This window comes from Pseudomonas sp. CM25 (genome assembly GCF_013179705.1).
Lineage (GTDB): Bacteria > Pseudomonadota > Gammaproteobacteria > Pseudomonadales > Pseudomonadaceae > Aquipseudomonas.
The window spans coordinates 24097-46602 of record NZ_JABMCW010000007.1 but is presented as its reverse complement, the minus strand read 5'-3'; the positions used below and the strand labels follow the sequence as shown (position 1 = coordinate 46602).

19 protein-coding genes are annotated in these 22506 nt (G+C 63.2%); 10 read left to right on the top strand and 9 right to left on the bottom strand.

Annotation, left to right across the window (positions count from 1 at the left end; all coding sequences use genetic code 11):
* Positions 1 to 53 precede the first annotated feature (53 nt).
* The 5 genes from rng to mreB all read right to left on the bottom strand — a co-directional run bounded on the left by rng (position 54) and on the right by mreB (position 4927).
* The gene (gene rng, locus HP546_RS01700; protein ID WP_172219013.1) at positions 54 to 1511 is read right to left on the bottom strand and encodes a ribonuclease G; all 1458 of its coding nucleotides are present in this window, start codon (positions 1509 to 1511) and stop codon (positions 54 to 56) included.
* Between the two features lie 57 nt (positions 1512 to 1568).
* Entirely contained in the window at positions 1569 to 2177 is a 609-nt protein-coding gene (locus tag HP546_RS01695; RefSeq protein WP_172219011.1) for a nucleoside triphosphate pyrophosphatase, read from the bottom strand.
* A 33-nt stretch (positions 2178 to 2210) separates the two neighbouring features.
* Positions 2211 to 2699, bottom strand: a complete 489-nt coding sequence (gene mreD, locus HP546_RS01690; RefSeq protein ID WP_172219009.1) for a rod shape-determining protein MreD — start codon at positions 2697 to 2699, stop codon at positions 2211 to 2213.
* The gene (gene mreC, locus HP546_RS01685; protein ID WP_172219017.1) at positions 2699 to 3724 is read right to left on the bottom strand and encodes a rod shape-determining protein MreC; all 1026 of its coding nucleotides are present in this window, start codon (positions 3722 to 3724) and stop codon (positions 2699 to 2701) included. The genes mreD and mreC overlap by 1 nt, the downstream gene beginning before the upstream one ends.
* Positions 3725 to 3889: 165 nt before the next feature.
* Entirely contained in the window at positions 3890 to 4927 is a 1038-nt protein-coding gene (mreB, locus tag HP546_RS01680) for a rod shape-determining protein MreB (RefSeq protein WP_003255163.1), read from the bottom strand.
* 204 nt (positions 4928 to 5131) lie between these two features.
* Between mreB and gatC the strand changes: the two genes are divergently transcribed.
* From gatC to HP546_RS01655, 5 genes are all read left to right on the top strand, one after another.
* On the top strand, positions 5132 to 5419 hold the full coding sequence (gatC, locus tag HP546_RS01675) for an Asp-tRNA(Asn)/Glu-tRNA(Gln) amidotransferase subunit GatC (protein WP_172219007.1): 288 nt from the start codon (positions 5132 to 5134) through the stop codon (positions 5417 to 5419).
* Between the two features lie 15 nt (positions 5420 to 5434).
* On the top strand, positions 5435 to 6886 hold the full coding sequence (gatA, locus tag HP546_RS01670; protein ID WP_172219005.1) for an Asp-tRNA(Asn)/Glu-tRNA(Gln) amidotransferase subunit GatA: 1452 nt from the start codon (positions 5435 to 5437) through the stop codon (positions 6884 to 6886).
* A gap of 11 nt (positions 6887 to 6897) precedes the next feature.
* Positions 6898 to 8343: an Asp-tRNA(Asn)/Glu-tRNA(Gln) amidotransferase subunit GatB gene (gene gatB / locus HP546_RS01665; protein ID WP_172219003.1), complete on the top strand. Its 1446-nt coding sequence runs from the start codon at positions 6898 to 6900 to the stop codon at positions 8341 to 8343.
* A gap of 153 nt (positions 8344 to 8496) precedes the next feature.
* A complete protein-coding gene (locus HP546_RS01660; RefSeq protein ID WP_172219001.1) occupies positions 8497 to 8871 on the top strand; it encodes a septal ring lytic transglycosylase RlpA family protein in 375 nt (124 codons plus the stop codon).
* A 60-nt stretch (positions 8872 to 8931) separates the two neighbouring features.
* The gene (locus HP546_RS01655) at positions 8932 to 9975 is read left to right on the top strand and encodes a calcium/sodium antiporter (protein WP_172219015.1); all 1044 of its coding nucleotides are present in this window, start codon (positions 8932 to 8934) and stop codon (positions 9973 to 9975) included.
* 97 nt (positions 9976 to 10072) lie between these two features.
* Here HP546_RS01655 and HP546_RS01650 read toward each other — a convergent pair whose 3' ends face one another.
* From HP546_RS01650 to HP546_RS01635, 4 genes are all read right to left on the bottom strand, one after another.
* A complete protein-coding gene (locus tag HP546_RS01650; RefSeq protein WP_172218999.1) occupies positions 10073 to 11434 on the bottom strand; it encodes an amino acid permease in 1362 nt (453 codons plus the stop codon).
* Between the two features lie 56 nt (positions 11435 to 11490).
* Positions 11491 to 12432 (bottom strand): AEC family transporter, encoded by a 942-nt coding sequence (locus HP546_RS01645; RefSeq protein WP_172218997.1) that lies wholly within the window; start codon positions 12430 to 12432, stop codon positions 11491 to 11493.
* 215 nt (positions 12433 to 12647) lie between these two features.
* Positions 12648 to 13208: a response regulator transcription factor gene (locus HP546_RS01640; protein ID WP_172218995.1), complete on the bottom strand. Its 561-nt coding sequence runs from the start codon at positions 13206 to 13208 to the stop codon at positions 12648 to 12650.
* Entirely contained in the window at positions 13208 to 14464 is a 1257-nt protein-coding gene (locus tag HP546_RS01635; RefSeq protein ID WP_172218993.1) for an ATP-binding protein, read from the bottom strand. The genes HP546_RS01640 and HP546_RS01635 overlap by 1 nt, the downstream gene beginning before the upstream one ends.
* A 201-nt stretch (positions 14465 to 14665) precedes the next feature.
* On the opposite strand from HP546_RS01635, the gene HP546_RS01630 reads away from it, so the two are divergent.
* The 5 genes from HP546_RS01630 to HP546_RS01610 all read left to right on the top strand — a co-directional run bounded on the left by HP546_RS01630 (position 14666) and on the right by HP546_RS01610 (position 22436).
* Positions 14666 to 15382: an SIMPL domain-containing protein gene (locus HP546_RS01630; RefSeq protein WP_172218991.1), complete on the top strand. Its 717-nt coding sequence runs from the start codon at positions 14666 to 14668 to the stop codon at positions 15380 to 15382.
* 391 nt (positions 15383 to 15773) lie between these two features.
* Positions 15774 to 17399, top strand: coding sequence for an ABC transporter substrate-binding protein (locus HP546_RS01625; RefSeq protein ID WP_172218989.1), 1626 nt, complete (start codon positions 15774 to 15776; stop codon positions 17397 to 17399).
* A 146-nt stretch (positions 17400 to 17545) separates the two neighbouring features.
* Positions 17546 to 19138, top strand: a complete 1593-nt coding sequence (locus HP546_RS01620) for an ABC transporter substrate-binding protein (protein WP_172218987.1) — start codon at positions 17546 to 17548, stop codon at positions 19136 to 19138.
* 229 nt (positions 19139 to 19367) lie between these two features.
* Positions 19368 to 20747 carry an OprD family porin gene (locus HP546_RS01615; RefSeq protein ID WP_172218985.1) on the top strand — a complete coding sequence of 460 codons (1380 nt, stop codon included), beginning with the start codon at positions 19368 to 19370 and terminating at the stop codon, positions 20745 to 20747.
* Positions 20748 to 20825: 78 nt separating this feature from the next.
* Positions 20826 to 22436, top strand: a complete 1611-nt coding sequence (locus HP546_RS01610; RefSeq protein WP_172218983.1) for an ABC transporter substrate-binding protein — start codon at positions 20826 to 20828, stop codon at positions 22434 to 22436.
* Positions 22437 to 22506: the final 70 nt, after the last annotated feature.

The following is a 22506-nucleotide window of genomic DNA, read 5'->3' as shown; positions in this document are numbered from 1 at the left end:
CCGCGGTGCCGGTTTTGCCAGCCCGAACCCGCCGCAGCGCAGGTCAGGAAGCCTCAGAGCAGCACCACGTCATATTGTTCCTGCGAATACATCGACTCGACCTGGAAGCGAATGGTTCGCCCGATGAAGGTTTCCAGCTCTGCCACGTTGCCGGATTCTTCATCCAGCAGGCGGTCGACCACCTTCTGGTTGGCCAGCACACGGTAACCTTCGGCCTGGTAGGCACGGGCCTCACGAAGGATCTCGCGGAAAATTTCGTAACAGATGGTCTCGGGGGTTTTCAGCTTGCCGCGGCCCTGGCAGCCCGGGCACGGCTCGCACAGCACCTGCTCAAGGCTTTCACGCGTGCGCTTGCGGGTCATCTGCACCAGGCCCAGTTCGGTAATACCGATGATGTTGGTCTTGGCGTGGTCGCGTTCCAGCTGCTTTTCCAGGGTGCGCAGCACCTGACGCTGGTGCTCTTCATCTTCCATGTCGATAAAGTCGATGATGATGATGCCGCCGATGTTGCGCAGGCGCAGCTGCCGGGCAATGGCGGTGGCAGCCTCGAGGTTGGTCTTGAAGATGGTCTCCTCAAGGTTGCGATGGCCGACGAATGCACCGGTGTTGACGTCGATGGTGGTCATCGCTTCGGCCGGGTCGACCACCAGGTAACCACCGGACTTCAGCGGCACCTTGCGTTCCAGGGCACGCTGGATCTCGTCTTCGACGCCGTACAGATCGAAGATCGGCCGCTCGCCAGGGTAGTGTTCGAGGCGATCGGCAATTTCCGGCATCAGTTCGCCGACGAACTGCGTGGTCTTCTGGAAGGTTTCCCGCGAGTCGATGCGTATTTTCTCGATCTTCGGGTTGACCAGGTCACGCAGGGTGCGCAGGGCCAGGCCGAGGTCTTCGTAGATGACCGTGGGCGCACCGCAGGTCTGGATCTGGGTGCCGATCTGCTCCCACAGGCGGCGCAGATAGCGGATGTCCTGCAGGATCTCCTCGGCACGCGCGCCTTCGGCGGCAGTACGCAGGATGAAACCGCCGGCATCCTTGATGTTCTCGCTGTCCATGCAGTTGCTGACCACCTGCTTGAGGCGGTCCCGCTCGGCTTCGTCCTCGATCTTCAGCGAAATACCGACATGGCTGCTGCGCGGCATGTACACCAGGTAGCGCGACGGAATCGACAGCTGGGTGGTCAGGCGCGCGCCCTTGGTGCCGATCGGGTCCTTGGTCACCTGCACCACCAGTGCCTGGCCCTCGTGCACCAGGGCGGTGATGTTCTCTACTGCCGAGCCTTCGCGCTGGGAAATTTCCGACGCATGGATGAACGCCGCGCGCTCCAGGCCGATGTCGACGAAGGCCGCCTGCATGCCCGGAAGCACCCGCACCACCTTGCCCTTGTAGATATTGCCGACGATGCCACGGCGCTGGGTGCGCTCGACGTGCACTTCCTGCAGTACCCCGTTTTCCACCACCGCCACGCGTGACTCCATCGGGGTGATGTTGATCAGGATCTCTTCACTCATGGCCGGCTCTCGTCTAAGGTCTTTTGTAATGATGGATGGCGTATGACGTGCTGGCTACTACCGGTTCGCTCCCGCTGGGGCATGCGCAGGCAATTGCCAGCAGGCGATGCCAAACTGGCCGAGCAATTCGGCTGTTTCACACAGCGGCAAGCCGACCACCGCCGAGTAGCTGCCCGCAAGGCCGGTCACGAACACCGCGCCCAGGCCCTGGATGGCATAGCCGCCGGCTTTGTCGACCGGTTCGCCGCTGGCCCAGTAGCGCTGCGCTTCAGCGTCGCAGATCGGGCGAAAACACACCGTGCTGGTGACACACAGGCTGCCCACCCGCTGGCCGTCGCTTAGGGCGACTGCGGTCAGTACCTGGTGCTCGCGGCCTGACAGGTCGGCCAGCATGGCCAGCGCATGTTCGCGGTTTTCCGGTTTGCCGAGAATACGACCATCGAGCACCACGGCGGTGTCGGCGCCCAGCACTACAGCCGGCCCGGTAACGCAGGCAAGGCCCGCGGCGGCCTTGGCCCGGGCCAGGCGTTCGACATAGGCCGGGGCACTTTCGTCGGCAAGCGGGGTTTCATCGATGGGGGCGCTGACGACGCTGAACGGCACGCCGATCTGGGTCAGCAGTTCACGACGACGGGGCGAGCCAGAGGCCAGGTAAAGCGTATTCATGCAGACATCTCCCTGTCGGCGGCGGCGTCGCCGTCAGTTGATACGCAAGCGGCGGCGCAGGTCGCGCAGGGCGAAACTGATCCACGGCCAGAGCAAGGCGCTGATCACTGCCGACCAGACCAGTGCCAGGGTGGGCAGGCGGTTGCCGGTCAGCGCGCTGAGCCACAGCTGGATCAGCTGGGCGATGCCGAAGATCACCAGGATGACCAGGCTTTGTTGCCACATGGGGAACATCCGCAAGCGCTGCTGCAAGGACAACACCAGGAAGGTGATCAGGGTCAGCACCAGCGCGTTCTGCCCCAGCAGGGTGCCGTACAGTACGTCCTCGGCCAGGCCCAGCACGAACGCCGTGGTCATGCCGACCTTGCCGGGCACGGCGAGCGTCCAGAACGACACCAGCATGGCCAGCCACATGGGCCGGAACACTTCCATGAACTGCGGCATGGGCGAGACGCTGAGCAACAGGCCGATGGCGAAAGTCAGCCAGATGACCCAGCCGTTGTTGCGGCGTGATGCAGCCATCATTGCCTCCGGGGTTGAGCGGGTGCGGCCGGCGCGGCGGCAGGCGCGACAGCCGGGACTGCAGGCTGCGCGGCCGGCGTGGCCGGCGCTGCAGGGGTGGCTGGCGCAGCAGGTGTGGCAGCCGGCTGGCCAGGGGCGGCCAAGCCCTTGCGGTCGGCCTCTTCCTGGGCAAGGGCTGCGTCGGTGGCACGCTGTTCCGGGCTACGTCGGTCGCTGAACACCAGCAACATGTAGCGGCTGCGGTTGAGCGCGGCCGTGGGAATGGCACGCACAATGGCGAACGGCTGGCCGGAATCGTGGATCACTTCGTTGACCGTGGCCACCGGGTAGCCGGCAGGGAAACGCTGGCCCATGCCGGAACTGACCAGCAGGTCGCCTTCCTTGATGTCGGCAGTATCGGCCACATGGCGCAGCTCCAGGCGCTCCGGGTTGCCGGTGCCGCTGGCGATGGCGCGCAGGCCATTGCGGTTGACCTGCACGGGGATGCTGTGGGTGGTGTCGGTGAGCAGCAGCACCCGCGAGGTGTAAGGCATCAGTTCGACCACCTGGCCCATCAAGCCGCGGGCATCGAGTACCGGCTGCCCCAGGAACACACCGTCACGCTCCCCTTTGTTGATCAGGATGCGGTGGGTGAACGGGTTGGGGTCGACCCCGATCAGCTCGGCCACTTCGACCTTTTCGTTGACCAGCGCCGAGGAATTGAGCAACTCGCGCAGGCGCACGTTCTGCTCGGTCAGAGCCGCCAGCTTTTGCAGGCGCCCCTGCAGCAGCAGGGCTTCGGTCTTGAGCTTCTCGTTTTCGGCGATGAGTTCGGTGCGGCTGCCGAACTGGCCGGCCACGCCTTGCCAGGCACGCTGCGGCAAGTCGGTGATCCAGTACGATTCCATCAGCACCAGGCCCATCTGGCTGCGCACCGGCTTGAGCACGTCGAAGCGCGCGTCGACAACCATCAACGCGACCGACATCACCACCAGAACGAGCAGGCGAACGCCCAGCGAAGGGCCCTTGGAGAAAAGCGGTTTAATGGGCCGTTCCTCGTGGACGACTCAGGAGGTCATTGGACATGGGACAACGCACCAGCCTGGTTGCGGATTGATGGATACGGCGCCCCAACGGGCGCCAGCACGGCACATACAGGTAGCACTGTGCGTACTACCTGTAAACCGGATGCTCATGAACAGCGAGCGGGATCACTCGCTGGAGAGCAGGTCCATCGCGTGCTTGTCCATCATCTCCAGGGCACGACCACCGCCACGGGCGACGCAGGTCAGCGGGTCCTCGGCGACGATCACCGGCAGGCCGGTTTCCTGGGCCAGCAGCTTGTCGAGGTCACGCAGCAGCGCGCCACCACCGGTCAGCACCAGGCCGCGCTCGGCGATGTCGGAGGCCAGCTCCGGCGGCGATTGCTCCAGCGCGCTCTTGACCGCCTGGACGATGGTCGCCAGCGATTCCTGCAGTGCTTCGAGCACTTCGTTGGAGTTCAGGGTGAAGGCACGCGGCACGCCTTCGGCCAGGTTGCGGCCGCGTACGTCGACTTCACGCACTTCGCCGCCCGGGTAGGCCGTACCGATTTCCTGCTTGATGCGCTCGGCGGTGGATTCGCCGATCAGGCTGCCGTAGTTGCGGCGCACGTAGGTGACGATGGCTTCGTCGAAGCGGTCGCCGCCAACGCGGACGGACTCGGCATAGACCACACCGTTCAGCGAGATCAGGGCGATTTCAGTGGTACCGCCACCGATATCCACGACCATCGAACCACGGGCTTCTTCAACCGGCAGGCCGGCACCGATCGCCGCCGCCATGGGTTCTTCGATCAGGAACACTTCACGCGCACCGGCACCCAGCGCCGACTCGCGAATGGCGCGGCGCTCTACCTGGGTGGACTTGCACGGCACACAGATCAGCACGCGCGGGCTTGGCTGCAGGAAGCTGTTCTCGTGGACCTTGTTGATAAAATACTGCAACATTTTTTCGCAAACGCTGAAGTCGGCGATGACGCCGTCCTTCATCGGACGAATGGCAGCAATATTGCCAGGCGTACGGCCCAGCATGCGTTTGGCTTCGGTACCGACGGCGACGACGCTTTTCTGGTTGCCATGGGTACGGATGGCAACAACCGAGGGCTCATTCAGGACGATACCGCGCTCACGCACGTAAATAAGGGTGTTGGCAGTACCCAGGTCGATGGAAAGATCGCTGGAAAACATGCCACGCAGTTTCTTGAACATGGGAAAGTGACCCTGGGGAAAGCGTGGGTAAAAAAGTGCGGCAAACTCTAACAATGGCAGGGATTTTGGGCAAGGAGCCAATATGTTAAATTGGCTGTTTTTCCGAGCACGCCAGCAGATGATCGCGGCCGTTAGACCGCCAGAAAGCTGACATGTTCCTCACCACGGACATCATTCCGTTCTTTGTTTCCCCTGGAGATCACCATGGCGCTTGAACGCTGCGACGTGGAAAAGATCGCCCATCTGGCCCGACTGGGCCTGAATGATGGCGAACTGCCACGCATTACCGATGCCCTGAACAGCATTCTCGGGCTCGTCGACCAGATGCAAGCGGTCGACACCACCGGCATCGAGCCCTTGGCCCACCCCCTGGAGGCCAGCCAGCGCCTGCGTCCCGACCAGGTCACCGAAAGCAACCAGCGCGACACCTACCAGGCGATCGCGCCATCGACCGAAAACGGTCTGTACCTGGTTCCCAAAGTCATCGAGTAAGGGATAGAGCCTGCCATGCATCAATTGACCCTGGCCGAGATCGCCCGCGGACTCGCCGACACGTCGTTTTCATCCGAAGAGCTGACCGGCGCCCTGCTGGCGCGCATCAAGCAGCTCGACCCGCAAATCAACAGCTTCATCAGCGTCACCGAAGACCTGGCCCTGGGCCAGGCGCGTGCCGCCGACGCCCGTCGTGCCGCAGGCGAAAGCGGTGCGCTGCTGGGTGCGCCAATCGCCCACAAGGACCTGTTCTGCACCAACGGCGTACGCACCAGCTGCGGCTCGAAGATGCTCGACAACTTCAAGGCGCCCTACGACGCCACCGTGGTCGCCAAGCTGGCCGAAGCCGGCATGGTCACCCTGGGCAAGACCAACATGGACGAGTTCGCCATGGGTTCGGCCAACGAATCCAGCCACTACGGCGCGGTGAAGAACCCGTGGAACCTCGAGCACGTCCCGGGCGGCTCGTCCGGTGGCTCGGCGGCGGCAGTGGCCGCGCGCCTGCTGCCGGCCACCACCGGCACCGACACCGGTGGCTCGATCCGCCAGCCGGCGGCACTGACCAACCTCACCGGCCTGAAACCGACGTACGGTCGTGTTTCGCGCTGGGGCATGATCGCCTATGCCTCCAGCCTCGACCAAGGTGGCCCGCTGGCCCGCACTGCCGAAGACTGCGCCCTGCTGCTGCAAGGCATGGCCGGTTTCGACGCCAAGGACTCCACCAGCATCGAAGAGCCGGTGCCGGACTACAGCGCCAACCTCAATGCCTCGCTGCAGGGCCTGCGCATCGGCCTGCCGAAGGAGTACTTCGGCGCAGGCCTCGACCCGCGCATCGCCGATCTGGTCCAGGCCAGCGTAAAGGAGCTGGAAAAGCTCGGTGCAGTGGTCAAGGAAATCAGCCTGCCGAACATGCAGCATGCCATTCCGGCTTATTACGTGATCGCCCCGGCCGAGGCGTCCTCCAACCTGTCGCGTTTCGACGGCGTGCGTTTCGGCTACCGCTGCGAGGAACCCAAGGACCTCACCGACCTGTACAAGCGGTCCCGTGGCGAAGGCTTTGGCGTGGAAGTACAGCGCCGCATCATGGTGGGCACCTACGCCCTGTCGGCCGGCTACTACGATGCCTACTACGTGAAGGCCCAGCAGATCCGCCGCCTGATCAAGAACGACTTCATGGCCGCCTTTGACGACGTCGACCTGATCCTCGGCCCGACCACGCCAAACCCGGCCTGGAAGCTCGGCGCCAAGAGCAGCGACCCGGTCGCCGCCTACCTCGAGGACGTCTACACCATCACTGCCAACCTGGCGGGCCTGCCGGGCCTGTCGATGCCAGCCGGCTTCGTCGACGGCCTGCCGGTCGGCGTACAGCTGCTGGCGCCGTACTTCCAGGAAGGCCGCCTGCTCAACGTCGCGCACCGCTACCAGCAAGTGACCGACTGGCACACCCGCGCCCCCAACGGCTTCTGAGGAGTTCACACATGCAATGGGAAGTTGTGATCGGGCTGGAAATCCACACTCAGCTCGCCACCCAGTCGAAGATCTTCTCCGGCAGCGCCACCACCTTTGGCTCCGAGCCGAACACCCAGGCCAGCCTGGTAGACCTGGGCATGCCCGGCGTACTGCCGGTACTGAACCAGGAAGCCGTGCGCATGGCGTGCATGTTCGGCCTGGCGATTGATGCCGAAATCGGCAAGCGCAACGTATTCGCGCGCAAGAACTACTTCTACCCTGACCTGCCCAAGGGCTACCAGATCAGCCAGATGGACCTGCCGATCGTCGGCAAGGGCCACCTGGACATCGCCCTCGAAGACGGCACCATCAAGCGCATCGGGGTAACCCGCGCGCACCTGGAAGAAGACGCCGGCAAGAGCCTGCACGAAGACTTCAGCGGCTCCACCGGCATCGACCTGAACCGCGCCGGCACCCCGCTGCTGGAAATCGTCTCCGAGCCTGACATGCGCAGCGCCAAGGAAGCGGTGGCCTACGTCAAGGCGATCCACGCACTGGTGCGCTACCTGGGCATCTGCGATGGCAACATGGCCGAAGGCTCGCTGCGTTGCGACTGCAACGTGTCGATCCGCCCGAAGGGCCAGGTGGAGTTCGGTACCCGCTGCGAAATCAAGAACGTCAACTCGTTCCGCTTCATCGAGCGTGCGATCAACACCGAGATCCAGCGCCAGATCGACCTGATCGAGGACGGCGGCAAGGTGGTGCAGGAAACCCGCCTGTACGACCCGAACAAGGACGAGACCCGCTCGATGCGCAGCAAGGAGGAAGCCAACGACTACCGTTACTTCCCCGACCCGGACCTGCTGCCGGTGGTGATCGAGGACAGCTTCCTCGCTTCCATTCGCGCCGGCCTGCCGGAGCTGCCGCCACAAAAGGTCGAGCGCTTCCAGGGCCAGTACGGCCTGTCGGCCTACGACGCCAACGTGCTGGCCTCCAGCCGCGAACAGGCGGACTACTTCGAAGAAGTGGTGAAGATCGGCGGCGACGCCAAGCTGGCTGCCAACTGGGTCATGGTCGAGCTGGGCAGCCTGCTGAACAAGCTGGGCGTGGAAATCGACCAGGCGCCGGTCAGCGCCGCACAGCTGGGCGGCATGCTGCTGCGTATCCGCGACAACACCATCAGCGGCAAGATCGCCAAGACCGTGTTCGAGGCCATGGCTGCCGGTGAAGGCGATGCCGACAGCATCATCGAGAGCAAAGGCCTGAAACAGGTCACCGATACCGGTGCGATCGACAAGATGCTCGACGAAATGCTGGCAGCCAACGCCGAGCAGGTCGAACAGTACCGCGCAGCCGACGAGGCCAAGCGGGGCAAGATGTTCGGCTTCTTCGTCGGCCAGGCGATGAAAGCGTCCAAAGGCAAGGCCAACCCGGGGCAGGTGAACCAATTGCTCAAGGCCAAGCTCGAAGGGTGAGCTGAAAAAGCGGCGAGGGCTTTGCCCTCGATCGCCGGCAAGCCAGCTCCCACAGGTACAGGATCGCCCTAGAGGGCAGCGCTGTAACTGTGGGAGCTGGCTTGCCGGCGATGGGCCGCACAGCGGCCCCAACCGCAGCATCGGAGCAAGAACTTGTTGAAACGATCCCTCGGCACCCTCGCCCTGTTTTCCTTCCTGGCCGGCTGCGCCAGCCATGACATCGACCCACGCGGTTACGACAAGACCGGCACCGCTTCCTATTACGGCTCACGCCACCATGGCAAACGCACTGCCAGCGGCGAACCGTTCAACCAGCATGGCCTCACCGCCGCCCACCGCAGCCTGCCATTCGGTAGCCGCGTGCTGGTCACCAATACCGCCAACCAGCGCAGTGTGGTGGTGCGCATCAATGACCGTGGCCCGCATACGCGTGGCCGCCTGATCGACCTGTCACGTGCCGCAGCAGAAAAAATCGGCATGCTCCGTAGCGGAACGGCGCGCGTACGGGTACAAGGGCTTAGCGACTGACGCGACAGGAGTCCGACCATTTTCGACCTCGCCACCCTTCCCACTTTCAGCCTGCTGCAACTGGGCATTGCCCTGCTGTTGCTGGTAGGCGGCGCCGAACTGCTGGTGCGCGCCGCGCTGCGCCTGGCACAGCGCCTTCATGTACGCCCGCTGATCATCGGCCTCAGCCTGGTGGCCTTCGGCAGTACCGCACCACAGCTGACCGTGAGCCTGCAGGCCGCCTACCAGGGCGCGCCCGACGTGGCGGTAGGCAGCGTTATCGGCAGCAATATCTTCAACGTGCTGGTCATTCTCGGCCTGGCAGCGTTGATCATCCCGCTGCGAGTTTCGCGCCAGCTGGTGCGCCTGGATATCCCGCTGATGATCATCGCCAGTGCGCTGGTGTACGGGCTGTCTGCCAACGGCCATCTGGGTCGGGTCGAAGGCGGACTGCTACTGCTGGGCCTGGCCGGCTATCTGGTAATGCTCTGGCACCAGTCCCGCCACTACGCGCGCACCTATCCCGCCCCGGACACCGTCAAGGCAAGCGCCCGGCGCTTCTGGTCAGGGACGTTGCTGCTGGTGCTGGCCGGCCTGGGGCTGCTGAGCCTGGCAGGCCACCTGTTGCTGGATGCCGCGGTGGAGGTGGCTACCGATCTGGGCCTGTCCGAGCGCATCATCGGCCTGACGGTCGTCGCCATCTGCACCTCCCTGCCGGAACTGGCCGCAGCGCTGGTTGCCGCCCTGCGGGGTGAGCGGGAAATCGCCGTAGGTACGGTGATCGGCAGCAACCTGTTCAACCTGCTGGCGGTGCTGGGGCTGACCGCGCTGGTTACCCCAGAGCCACTGTCGATCTCGCCCAACGCCCTGGCCTTCGACCTGCCGGTGATGCTCGGCGTGGCGGTACTGAGCCTGCCGGTGTTCTATTCCGGCTACCGGATCACCCGCGCCGAAGGCCTGGTGTTTCTCTGCCTGTACCTGGCTTATGGCCTGCACGTGGCAGCCTTTACCATGGGCATGCCGCTGGCGGGCCGCCTGGAAAAGCTGATGCTGTTTTATGTGCTGCCGGTGCTGGCGTTTGTGTTGTTGTACACGACCGTGCGGGCATGGCGGCGGCAGCATTGAGTTGCGTCAGGGCCACAATGCGCATGCCTTTAGCGTTGCATCGCCCGTGATATCGAGCGCCGCGCGGGCGGCGCTCGATATCACAGGCGCTAAAGATCTACCGCCGAACCTGCCGACCCTTCTTCAACTTGAAAGCCACCCACAGCACGGCAATCCACCCCGGAATCAGCATCACCGAAATCCGGATCGGCGGGGTCAGGTACATCACCACCAGGATCAGCACGATGAACGCCAGACACAGGTAGTTGGTCAGCGGATGCCCCAGGCTCTTGTAGAACGGGGTTATCCCCGCTGCCAGCTTGGCCTTGCGGAACTTCAGGTGGGTGATGCTGATGCTCGCCCAGTTGATCACCAGTGCCGACACTGCCAGCGCCATCAGCAAGCCAAACGCCTCCCCCGGCATCAGGTAGTTGATCAGCACGCACAGGCCGGTGGCGAAGGCGGACACGCCCAGCGCAGTCAGCGGTACACCGCTACGGCTTACTTTCAGCAACTGGCGCGGCGCATCGCCCTGGCTGGCCAGACCGAACAGCATGCGGCTGTTGGCGTATACGCAGCTGTTGTACACCGACAGCGCGGCGGTCAGCACCACGATGTTGAGGATGGTTGCTACCAGATCGCTGTCCAGCTCGTGGAAAATCATCACGAACGGGCTGCCGCCCTGCACCACCTTCTGCCACGGGTACAACGACAGCAATACGGCCAGGGCACCGATGTAGAAGATCAGGATGCGGTAGACCACCTGGTTGGTGGCCTTGGGGATGCTCTGGCGCGGGTTGTCGGCCTCGGCGGCGGTAATGCCCACCAGCTCCAGGCCACCGAACGAGAACATGATCACCGCCAGGGCCATGACCAGGCCGCTGACGCCGTTAGGGAAGAAGCCGCCGTACTGCCACAGGTTGGCTACGCTGGCATCCGGGCCGCCATGGCCGCTGGTCAGCAGCCAGGCGCCAAAGCCGATCATGCTGACGATGGCTACCACCTTGACCAGGGCGAACCAGAACTCCATCTCGCCATAGACCTTTACCTGGGTCAGGTTGATGAGGTTGATTGCCACGAAGAAGATTGCTGCCGTGGCCCAGGTGGGGAAGTCGGGCCACCAGTACTGCACGTAGATGCCCACCGCCGTCAGCTCGGCCATGCCGACCAGCACATACACCACCCAGTAGTTCCACCCCGAGACGAAGCCGGCGAACTCGCTCCAGTACTGGTGGGCGAAGTGACTGAAGCTGCCGGCTACCGGCTCTTCGACCACCATCTCGCCCAACTGGCGCATGATCAGGAAGGCCATCAGGCCGGCGACGGCATAGCCCAGCAGTACGGAGGGGCCAGCCAGCTGGATGGTCTGGGCGATGCCCAGGAACAAACCGGTACCAATGGCCCCGCCCAGCGCGATCAACTGGATATGGCGATTCTTCAGCCCGCGCTGTAACCGCTCGGGCGTGCTCTGGTCTTGCATGAAGTGTCCTTTAGCTCAGTGAGGCAGTGTTGTTGCTGTTATTTGCAGTCAAGGATCTAGATCCATCCGCCCCACTGCAAGATGAAAATACCAACGTTGGTGGTGATCGCCGCCATTAGCGTTGTAATGACGATGATCGACGCCGCCAGTTCATGATTGCCATTGGCCGCCCGCGCCATCACGTAGCTTGCCGCTGCGGTCGGGCTGCCGATGTACAGGAACAGGATGCCAAGTTCCGCCCCGCGGAAGCCGCACAACCACGCACCCAGTGTGCCAAGCAGGGGCAGCCAGGCCATCTTCACCAGGCTGGCATCCACGGCCAGCCTCCCGCTGTCGCGAAGCGCCGCCAGCGACAGCGTGCCGCCAATGCAGATCAGTGCCAGCGGCAGGGTCATCTGCGCCAGGTAGTCGCCCGAGGTCAGCAGCCAGTTGGGCAGCGGCACCTGGCCGTAAGCCATCGGCGCGGCCACCAGCACGCTGATGATCAGCGGGTTGCTGAAAATGCTCTTGCAGATGCTCCACGGGTCGGACTTGAGGTCCGGGCTGTATACCGCCAGCACCACCGCCGACAGCGAGTTGTACATGAGGATGACCAGGCCGGCGAGCACCGCCCCCAGGGAGATGCCGTAGTCGCCATACAGGCTGGCGGCCAGGGCCAGGCCGATCACACCGTTGTTGCCACGGAACGCGCCCTGGGTATAAATGCCGCGATCGGCCAGCGGGCTGCGCCAGATGGCCATGCCCCAGGCGATGGCAAAGCCGACCAGAGTGGCGACGATGAAATAGAGGATGACCCCCGGTTTGACTGCCGAGGCCAGGTCGGCGTGGTAGATACCAAGGAACAGCAGTGCCGGCATGCACACGTTGAACACCAGCTGCGAGGCGACGCGGTTGAAATTGTCGTCGATCAGGTGGATGCGTTTGAGCAGTACGCCCATGAACAGCATGGCGAAGACTGGTGCCGTGATGTTCAGCGTCTGGATAAGAAGGGCGAGCATGCGCAAGCGATCCTGGAGGGGTTGCCGTCAGGTGGCCAATGATACGCCAACGGCCGGGATTTGCGGGGATCGCGGGGTGTTATAGAGAAATTTCTGTCTGTACCGGCCCTATCGCCGGCAAGCCAGCTCCCACAGGTGCTGCACAGGTTTCGGAACCAGTGGCGTCCCTGTGGGAGCTGGCTTGCCGGCGATGAGGCCGGTACAGGCGAAATGAATCAGCGCCGGACCGGGCGCTTCTGCAGTTTGCGCTGCAAGGTCCGCCGGTGCATGCCCAGCGCGCGCGCGGTGGCCGAGATATTGCCCTCGTGCTCGCCCAGCACGCGCTGGATGTGCTCCCATTGCAGGCGGTCTACCGACATCGGGTTTTCCGGCACCAGGGTATCCAGGTCGGTATGCTCCGACAGCAACGCCGCCAGCACATCGTCGGCGTCGGCCGGTTTGCACAGGTAGTTGCAGGCGCCGCGCTTGACCGCTTCCACCGCAGTGGCAATGCTCGAGTAACCGGTCAGGATCACCACGCGCATTTCCGGGTCCAGCTCCAGCAGCTTGGGCAGCAGCACCAGGCCAGAGTCGCCTTCCATCTTCAGGTCCAGCGTGGCGTAGTCCGGCAGGTCCTGCTGGGCCAGGATCAACCCCTCTTCGGCAGAGCTGGCAGTGCTTACACGGAAACCGCGGCGGCTCATGGCACGTGCCATGACCCGGGTAAAGGTGGCATCGTCATCCACCAGCAGCAGGTGCGGCAGCTCTTCGCTTTCGACCTGGTTTTCTTCGCTCATCATTCATCTCCTCGCTTGCCATGAGGCAGGCGCAGTTCGGTCAGGGTGCCACCCTGTTCATGACTATAGAGTTTCACCGAACCGCCCGCACGGGTCACGCTGGCCTTGCTCAAGAACAGGCCGAGGCCGAAGCCTTTGCCTTTGGTGGTAATGAAGGGTTTGCCGATAGCTTCGGCAATGGCCGGCGGCACGCCGGGGCCATGGTCGCGGATGCTGATGACGATGTCCTGGGCGTCCCAGTCCAGGTGCACCTGCAGGTCATCGGGGCAGGCATCTGCGGCATTGTTCAACAGGTTCAACAGCGCCTGGGTCAGGTCCGGCGGCGGGGTCAGGCGCGGCACCTGGCCGTCACGCAGGCGCTGGAAGCGGTAGCTGGCCTCCGGGCGCATCAGGTGCCAGCGGTTCAGCGCCTCGTCCAGCCAGGCGGTCACATCCTGCTCCTGCACCGCCAGGCGGCGGTTGGCTTCGGCGGCACGCACCAGTTGCTGCAGGGTTTCCTTGCACAACTTGACCTGGTCCTGGAGGATCTGCAGGTCCTCCTGCAGCACAGGGTCGGTGTGGTCCTGGCGCATCTCGTTGATCAGTACGCTCATGGTCGCCAGGGGCGTGCCCAGCTCGTGCGCGGCACCCGCAGCCTGTGTGGCCACGGCCAGCAGTTGCTCGTCACGCAGGCTTTCTTCACGCCGCTCGGAACGCAGCTGCTCCTGGCGGCGCAGCTCTTCGGCCATGCGTGCCGCAAAGAACGTGATCACTGCCGCGGCCAGGGCGATGCTCAGCCACATGCCGTAGACCTGCATCTTGTCGCGCGCCATGGGCAGGCCTTCGAGCGGGTAGAACTGCACCAGCAGCATGCTGTAGGCGGTCAGGGCGATACCGGAAAGAATCAGCGAGTACAGCCAGGGCAATGTCACTGCGGCAATCGCCAGCGGCACCAGGTAGTACGAGACGAACGGGTTGGTGGACCCGCCGGAGTAATACAGCAAGGCGCTGTGGATCAGCAGGTCGCAGGCCAGCTGCAGGGCGTACTCCATTTCGGTGACGGGCAATGAAAGGCGCAGGCGCAGGGCCGTGAAGGCACACAACAGCGACGACAGGGCCAATGTGCCCGCCAGCGACAGCCAGGGCAACGGCAGCAGTTCGGTCCAGTAGGCGACACCCACGGAGCCGGCCTGGGCAGCCAGGACCAGTACGCGAATGACAGTCAGGCGCCAGAGGTTCTGGCGGGTAGCGGACAGCGGTTGTACGGCAGCGAGCATGAGCTCTCCTGATGAGTGCTCCAGAAAATCGGCTGGAGTATACCGAAGCCGGGGGCCTCGCTGCAGCGCTGCGGCAAAGCGCCACACTTTGTCACAGCTTCATGATGGCACTTTTGAACCCACTACACTGTTGCCGGTCTGATTGGCCATGCGTGGAATGGATGGCCACACCCCACGCCTTTTATTGCCAAGGAGTACCCCATGCAAATCCCACGTCGCGGCACCGCCCTGATCCTGTCCTGCGGCCTGCTCGCCAGCCTGCCGGCGCTGGCCGCCGATGAACCGCGTTACAACCAGGTTTCGCTGCGCGCCGAAGTCAGCAAGGAAGTGCCGCGCGACCTGATGGTCGTGACCCTGTACAGCGAAGCGCAGAACACCGACCCGGGCAAGCTCGCCAAGCAGATCACCGAAACCATGAACAAGGCGGTGCAGCAGTCGCGCCAGGTCAAGGACGTGAAGATCAGTCAGGGCAGCCGCAACAGCTACCCGGTCTATGACAGCAAGGGCCAGAAGATCACCGGCTGGCGCGAACGCGCCGAACTGCGACTGGAAAGCGCCGACTTCCCGGCCCTGTCCCAGCTCACCGCCGACCTGCTGCAGGAATTGAAGATGGGCGGCATGGACTTCTCCATCGCCCCGGCCACGCGCAAGACCAGCGAAGACGCCCTGCTCAAAGATGCGGTCGATGCCTTCAAGGCGCGCGCGCAACTGGCCACCGAGGCGTTGGGCGGCAAGGGCTACAAAGTGGTCAGCTTGAACCTCAACAGCAGCGGCTACCCACGCCCGTACATGCGCAGTGCACCAATGGCGATGAAGGCCATGGGCGCGGATGAAGCGGCGCCGGCGCCGGATATCGAAGCCGGGACCAGTGAAGTGAGCATGAATGCTGATGGTTTGATCGAAGTGCAGATGCCGTAAGGCCACATAGTCCCTGTGGGAGCGGGCGTGCCCGCGAAGAATCCAACGCGGTGGATGGCACCGGCTCCGCCGGTGTTCGCGGGCACGCCCGCTCCCACAGGGACCGCGTCAACGCCAAATCAAGTGTTTTCAGACCTTTCCTACGCACTATCAAGGTGCTTTCCTACATCCCCTTCCTCCCCGCAACATCCAGCAAAATGCCATCATTTTGCCTGCGCAAACGTTTAACTTCGCCGAAAGTTATACCGATGCGACATCCATGTACGTTCGTACTACTTTTCTGACGCCAACTATCCTTATGCCTGTTGCATTGGGATCACCCCCTGCATAAGTATCCGCAGGTCGGCTCACGAGGCCACCTCAATCGAAAAATGACAACAATGAGGCCACCATGCTCAAACACGCAGTCATTCCGTTCCTGCTAGGCGCAGGTCTGCTCACCGGTGCTCCGTCGGCACTTGCCGCGTCCAACCTGGTGTTCTGCTCCGAAGGCAGCCCGGCAGGCTTCGACCCAGGGCAGTACACCACCGGCACAGACTTCGATGCCTCGGCCGAGACCGTGTTCAACCGCCTCACCCAGTTCGAACGCGGCGGCACTGCAGTCATCCCGGGGCTGGCGACCAAATGGGAAGTGTCCGACGACGGCAAGACCTACACCTTCCACCTGCGCGAAGGGGTCAAGTTCCACACCACCGACTACTTCAAGCCCAGCCGCCCCTTCAACGCCGACGACGTGCTGTTCACCTTCAACCGCATGCTCGACAAGGACCACCCGTTCCGCAAGGTCTACCCCACCGAGTTCCCGTACTTCACCGACATGGGCATGGACAAGAACATCGCCAAGCTCGAGAAGCTCGACGAGCACACGGTGAAGTTCACCCTGAACGAAGTGGACGCAGCGTTCATCCAGAACCTGGCCATGAGCTTCGCCTCCATTCAGTCCGCCGAATACGCCGACCAGCTGCTCAAGGGCGGCAAGCCCGCCGACATCAACCAGAAGCCGATCGGCACCGGCCCGTTCGTGTTCAGCAAGTACCAGAAGGACGCGCAGATCCGCTTCAAGGGCAACAAGGACTACTGGAAGCCCGAGGACGTGAAGATCGACAACCTGATCTTCGCCATCACTACCGACGCCTCGGTGCGCATGCAGAAGCTGAAGAAGAACGAGTGCCAGGTCACCCTGTTCCCGCGCCCGGCCGATATCGAGCCGCTGAAGGCCGACAAGAACCTGCAGATGCCGCAGCAGGCCGGCTTCAACCTGGGCTACATCGCCTACAACGTGATGGACAAGATCAAGGGCAGCAACGAGCCCAACCCCATGGCCCAGCTGAAGGTGCGCCAGGCACTGGACATGGCCGTGGACAAGAAGAAGATCATCGAATCGGTGTATCAGGGCGCGGGCCAGCTGGCAGTCAACGCCATGCCGCCGACCCAGTGGTCCTATGACGACAGTATCAAGGACGCCCCGTTCGACCCCGAAAAAGCCAGGCAGCTGCTCAAGGAAGCCGGCATCAAGGACGGTACCGAGATCAGCCTGTGGGCCATGCCCGTGCAACGGCCATACAACCCCAATGCCAAGCTGATGGCCGAAATGCTACAGTCCGACTGGGCCAAGATCGGCATCAAGGCGAAGATCGTCAGCTATGAATGGGGCGAGTACATCAAGCGCTCCAAGGGCGGCGAACAGGGCGCCATGCTGATTGGCTGGAGCGGTGACAACGGTGACCCGGACAACTGGCTGGGCACGCTTTACGGTTGCGATGCCGTGGACGGCAACAACTTCTCCAAATGGTGCTACAAGCCCTACGACGACCTGATCAAGCAGGCCAAGGCCACCTCCGACCAGGCCAGACGCACCGCGCTGTACCAGCAGGCGCAGCACATCCTCAAGGAGCAGGTGCCGATCACCCCGATCGCCCACTCCACCGTGTACCAGCCCATGAGCGCCAAAGTGAAGGACTTCAAGATCAGCCCGTTTGCGCTGAACTCCTTCTACGGCGTCAGCGTGGACAAATAGGGTAACGCCGGCGCCCGCCGAGCCGCGGGCGCCCCTTCCTCCAGCAACTTTTGCATGTCGTCCTGCGGCTATCCGCTGCGGGGTCGGCGAACTGTTGCCGTCATTCGTACCCCGAGACGGCGCAAACAGACGAAAAAGGACTTGCCATGCGCCACGCTACCCGCCTTTCGACCCTGCTGGCCCTGGGCCTGATGAGCCAGTCACCGGCCTTGCTGGCCAACAACCTGGTGTTCTGTTCCGAAGGCAGCCCCGCAGGCTTCGACACCGCCCAGTACACCAGCGCCACCGACAACGACGCCGCCGAGCCGATCTACAACCGCCTGGTCGAGTTCGAACGCGGCGGCACAGCCGTGCACCCTGCTTTGGCGACCCGCTGGGAAGTCTCCGACGATGGCCTGCGCTATACCTTCCACCTGCGCGAGAGGGTCAAGTTCCACAGCAACAAGGCCTTTACCCCGAGCCGCGACTTCAATGCCGACGATGTGCTGTTCACCTTCAATCGCATGCTCGACAAGGACCACCCGTTCCGCAAGGCGTACCCTACCGAGTTCCCCTATTTCATCAGCATGGGCCTGGACAAGAACATCGCCGGTGTCGACAAGGTCGACCCGCTGACCGTGGTGTTCACCCTGAATACGGTCGACGCCGCGTTCATCCAGAACCTGGCCATGAGCTTCGCCTCGATACTGTCTGCCGAATACGCCGAGCAACTGCTGGCCAGCGGTCGCCCCAGCGACATCAACCAGCAACCGATCGGCACCGGGGCGTTTGTGTTCCAGCGTTACCAGAAGGACTCGCAGATCCGCTACAAGGGCAACAAGGACTACTGGGCACCGGAGCAGGTCAAGCTCGACAACCTGGTGTTCTCGATCAACATCGACCCTTCGGTGCGCATCCAGAAGCTACGGCGCAACGAGTGCCAGGTCACCCTGCACCCACGCCCGGCCGACCTGCCGGCGCTCAAGGCCGACAGCAAGTTGCAGGTGTTGCAGCAACCGGGCTTCAACCTTGGCTACATCGCCTACAACACCCAGCACCCCCCGTTCGACCGCCTGGAAGTGCGCCAGGCGATGGACATGGCAGTCAACAAGCAAGCGATTCTCCAGGCGGTGTACCAAGACTCCGGCCAACGGGCAGTCAACGCCATGCCGCCAACCCAATGGTCCTACGACAAAAGCCTGAAGGACGCACCCTACGACCCGGAAAAGGCCAGGCAGCTCTTGCAGCAGGCGGGGGTCAAGCCGGGCACCGAGGTCACCCTCTGGGCCATGCCGGTGCAGCGCCCGTATAACCCCAACGCCAAGCTGATGGCCGAAATGCTCCAGGCCGACTGGACCAAGCTCGGCTTCAAGGTGCGCATCGTCAGCTACGAATGGGGCGAGTACCTCAAGCGCATGAAAAGCGGCGAACACGACATCGCCCTGATCGGCTGGACCGGTGACAACGGCGACCCGGACAACTGGCTGGGCACCCTCTATAGCTGCGATGCCATCGGCAGCAACAACTACTCGCTGTGGTGCGATCCGCAGTACGACAGCCTGGTCAAACAGGCCAAGCAGGTAACCGATCGCGCGCAGCGCAGCGCGCTGTACCAGCAAGCCCAGCAGCGGCTAAAGCAGCAGGTCCCGATTACCCCGGTGGCGCATTCCACGGTCAACCAGCCACTTGGCATCAAGGTTTCCGGGTTCAAGGTCAGCCCGTTCGGACGCAATGATTTTTCCGGTGTGAGTGTTGACTAGGCATTAGCCAGGGCCGGCCTCTTCGCGGGTGAACCCGCTCCCACAGGTTTACAACAGGTTCGGCATTAGCGCCCTACCTGTGGGAGCGGGTTTACCCGCGAAAAGGCCGGCACAGGCAACACATCTCCCAAATTCAGCCCGGCGATCCCGTGGCACCCCTGGCAACACCGCTACAAGCACCCCGGCTCACAAGGCCGGCAATAACTAGAAAAGAAAAGGAGCTTCAACCTTGAAAGCATTCACCTTGACCGCACTGGCGTTATCCATCGGTGCCTTGACCACCATGGCCCAGGCCGACCCGCAAAGCCAGGCTTTCATCCCCATCACCTTGAAGGACAGCAGCGAGCAGGCCCAGGCCAGCGGTTTCATCGACGGCCAGAGCCTGTCCGGTAGCACCCGCAACTGGTACGCCCGCGAACGCGCCGCACGCGCCCCGCTGTGGAAGTACTACAAGAATGACGGCACCCGCCACGACACCCACAGCCGCGAAAACTGGCTACAGGGCACCATCCTCAACTACAGCTCGGGCTTCACCGAGGGCACTGTGGGCTTTGCCGTCGAGGCCGCCGGCTTCAACGCCATCGCCCTGCAGCAGAGCCGCCAGGCCATTGCCGGGCCCAATAACCGCACACTGACCCACAGCGACGGCGATCCCATCGGCCAGTGGAGCAAACTGGGCCTGGGCAACATCAAGGCGCGCGTGTCCAACACCACCCTGACCCTGGGCCGCCAGTCGGTGGATACGCCGATGCTCGCCTACATCGGCAACCGTGCCCTGCCCTCAAGCTTCCAGGGCGCGTTCCTGCACAGCGCCGAGTTCGACAACCTCAGCATCGACCTGGGCACCTTCGACCGCGTCTCGCCACGTACCGAGCAGAGCCTGAGCAAGTTCCGCAGCGAGTACGGCGCCGCCGGCGTTGAAACCGACCGCGCCAGCACCGCCGGCATCAACTACCAGCCGTTCAGAAGCCTCAGCACCAGCCTGTACGCCACCAAGGTCGACGACTTCTGGAACCAGTACTACTTCGGCGCCAACCACGTGCTCGGCGACAGCGCGGTGCTCAGCCTGAACACCGGCCTGAACTACTACAAGACTGTCGACGCCGGCAGCCAGAAGATGGGCAAGATCGACAACGACACCTACAGCCTGTCGCTCGGACTGACCCATCAGGCGCACACCCTCAGCGCTTCGTGGCAGCAGGTGAACGGCAACGAGTACTTCGACTACCTGCACGAAACCAACGGCATCTTCCTGGCCAACTCGCTGCTGTCGGACTTCAACGGCCCCAACGAGAAGTCGCTGCAGATTTCCTACGTGCTGAACATGGCGCCCTATGGCGTGCCGGGCCTGAAGTTCAACCTGTACAACGCCCGCGGCTGGGGCATCGATGGCACGCACTACCGCGGCACGGCCTATGACGTGAAAGGCCTGGATGGCGAAACCCACTACGAGTGGGGCATCGGCAGCAGCTACGCGGTGCAGAGCGGGCCGCTGAAAGACACCAGCATCCGCGCCACCTACACCACCCACCGCGCCAGCAAGGCCCAGGGCGATGGCAGCCTGGACGAGTTCCGCGTGGTGACCACCATTCCGTTCAACATTCTCTGACCGTTGACGCCACGGTCCGCTTCACGGCGGGCCGTGGCGGCTACGCTGGAACCCATGCAAGCAGGGAGAACTCAACCCATGCAGAAAGCTTTCATGAAATCGCTACCGCTGCGCCTTGCCCTGGCCGCACTGGTCCTGGGCAGTGCCACGCAGCTGGCGGCCAAGCCGCTGGTGGTATGCACCGAAGCCAGCCCGGAAGGGTTCGACGTGGTCCAGTACACCACTGGGGTCACCTTCGATGCCACCGCAGAAACGCTGTTCAACCGCCTGGTCGACTTCAAGCCCGGTACCACTGACGTGCAGCCAGCCCTGGCCGAACGCTGGGACATTTCGGCAGATGGCCTGACCTACACCTTCCACCTGCGCCAGGGCGTGAAGTTCCACACCACTGACTACTTCACCCCCACCCGGGACTTCAACGCCGACGACGTGCTGTGGAGCTTGCGGCGCCAGCTCGACCCGGCCCACCCGTGGCATGGCAAGACCAGTGTCGGCTACCCGTACTTCGAAAGCATGTCCTTCAGCCGCCTGCTCAAGTCGGTGGAAAAGATCGACGAGCACACCGTGGTGATCACCCTGGCCCGCCCCGAATCGCCGTTCCTGCGTGACATGGCAATGGCCTTTACCTCGATCTACTCCGCCGAATACGGCGACCAGTTGCTCAAGGCCGGTAACACCGCCCAATTGAACAGCAAGCCGATCGGCACCGGCCCGTTCATCTTCCAGCGCTACAACAAGGACGCCCAGGTCCGCTTCAAGGCCAACCCCGACTACTTCCGCGGCAAGCCGCCAGCCGAGAGCCTGGTATTCGCCATCAGTACCGACAGCAACGTGCGCTTGCAGAAGCTGCGCGCCAACGAATGCCAGGTCGCCGTGTACCCCAAACCGGAGGACGTGCCGTCGATCAAGGCCGACCCCAGGCTCAAGGTGGCCGAGACCGAAGCGCTGGTCACCGGCTATATCGCCATGAATACCCAGCACAAGTACCTCAGCGACGTGCGCGTGCGTAAAGCCATCAACATGGCCTTCGACCGGCAGAGCCATGTTGACCAGCTGTTTGGCAAAGGCAACGCGCTAGTGGGCGTGAACCCGTACCCGCCGACCATGATCGGCTACAACACCAGCAACCAGAACCCTCCCCGCGACCTCGACAAGGCGCGTGCCTTGCTCAAGGAAGCTGGCGTACCGGAAGGCGCAGTGATCACGTTGTTCACCCGTAACGGCGGCGGCATGACCAACCCCAACCCGCGCCTGTCCGCCGAAATGCTGCAGGCCGACCTGAAACAGATCGGCCTGAAGCTGGACATTCGCGTGATGGAGTGGGCCGAAATGCTGCGCCGGGCGAAAAAGGGCGAAGCCGACCTGGTGTCCACCGGCTGGGCAGGTGACAACGCCGACCCGGACAACTTTCTTACCCCGCTGCTGAGCTGCGAAGCGGCAAAAAACGGCGAGAACTACGCGCGCTGGTGCAACTCGAAATTCCAGGACCTGATTACCCAGGCCCGCGAGGTGATCGACAACGACGAACGCGCAAGGCTCTATAGCGAGGCATTGAAAGTGTACGATGACGACCAACCCTGGATCAGCATGGCCCACCCGAAGGTGTTCACGGCCATGCGTGACAACGTGGAGGGCTACGTGATCAGCCCTCTGACCAACAACAACTTCGCCACCACCAAGGTGAAGTAGAACAACAACGACCGCCGGCAACCCTCACGGGGACCGGCGGCACTGCCGTCGCGCGCTGTTGGCCGCACGG

Excerpts from the sequence above, each read along its gene's own strand:
- mreB (WP_003255163.1), bottom strand. The coding sequence starts at position 4,927 with ATGTTCAAGAAACTGCGTGGCATGTTTTCCAGCGATCTTTCCATCGAC.
- HP546_RS01635 (WP_172218993.1), bottom strand. The coding sequence starts at position 14,464 with ATGCTCGCTGCCGTACAACCGCTGTCCGCTACCCGCCAGAACCTCTGG.
- HP546_RS01610 (WP_172218983.1), top strand. The coding sequence starts at position 20,826 with ATGCAGAAAGCTTTCATGAAATCGCTACCGCTGCGCCTTGCCCTGGCC.
- gatB (WP_172219003.1), top strand. The coding sequence starts at position 6,898 with ATGCAATGGGAAGTTGTGATCGGGCTGGAAATCCACACTCAGCTCGCC.
- gatA (WP_172219005.1), top strand. The coding sequence starts at position 5,435 with ATGCATCAATTGACCCTGGCCGAGATCGCCCGCGGACTCGCCGACACG.
- HP546_RS01625 (WP_172218989.1), top strand. The coding sequence starts at position 15,774 with ATGCTCAAACACGCAGTCATTCCGTTCCTGCTAGGCGCAGGTCTGCTC.
- mreD (WP_172219009.1), bottom strand. The coding sequence starts at position 2,699 with ATGGCTGCATCACGCCGCAACAACGGCTGGGTCATCTGGCTGACTTTC.
- HP546_RS01640 (WP_172218995.1), bottom strand. The coding sequence starts at position 13,208 with ATGAGCGAAGAAAACCAGGTCGAAAGCGAAGAGCTGCCGCACCTGCTG.
- rng (WP_172219013.1), bottom strand. The coding sequence starts at position 1,511 with ATGAGTGAAGAGATCCTGATCAACATCACCCCGATGGAGTCACGCGTG.
- HP546_RS01695 (WP_172219011.1), bottom strand. The coding sequence starts at position 2,177 with ATGAATACGCTTTACCTGGCCTCTGGCTCGCCCCGTCGTCGTGAACTG.
- gatC (WP_172219007.1), top strand. The coding sequence starts at position 5,132 with ATGGCGCTTGAACGCTGCGACGTGGAAAAGATCGCCCATCTGGCCCGA.
- HP546_RS01645 (WP_172218997.1), bottom strand. The coding sequence starts at position 12,432 with ATGCTCGCCCTTCTTATCCAGACGCTGAACATCACGGCACCAGTCTTC.
- HP546_RS01620 (WP_172218987.1), top strand. The coding sequence starts at position 17,546 with ATGCGCCACGCTACCCGCCTTTCGACCCTGCTGGCCCTGGGCCTGATG.
- HP546_RS01650 (WP_172218999.1), bottom strand. The coding sequence starts at position 11,434 with ATGCAAGACCAGAGCACGCCCGAGCGGTTACAGCGCGGGCTGAAGAAT.
- HP546_RS01630 (WP_172218991.1), top strand. The coding sequence starts at position 14,666 with ATGCAAATCCCACGTCGCGGCACCGCCCTGATCCTGTCCTGCGGCCTG.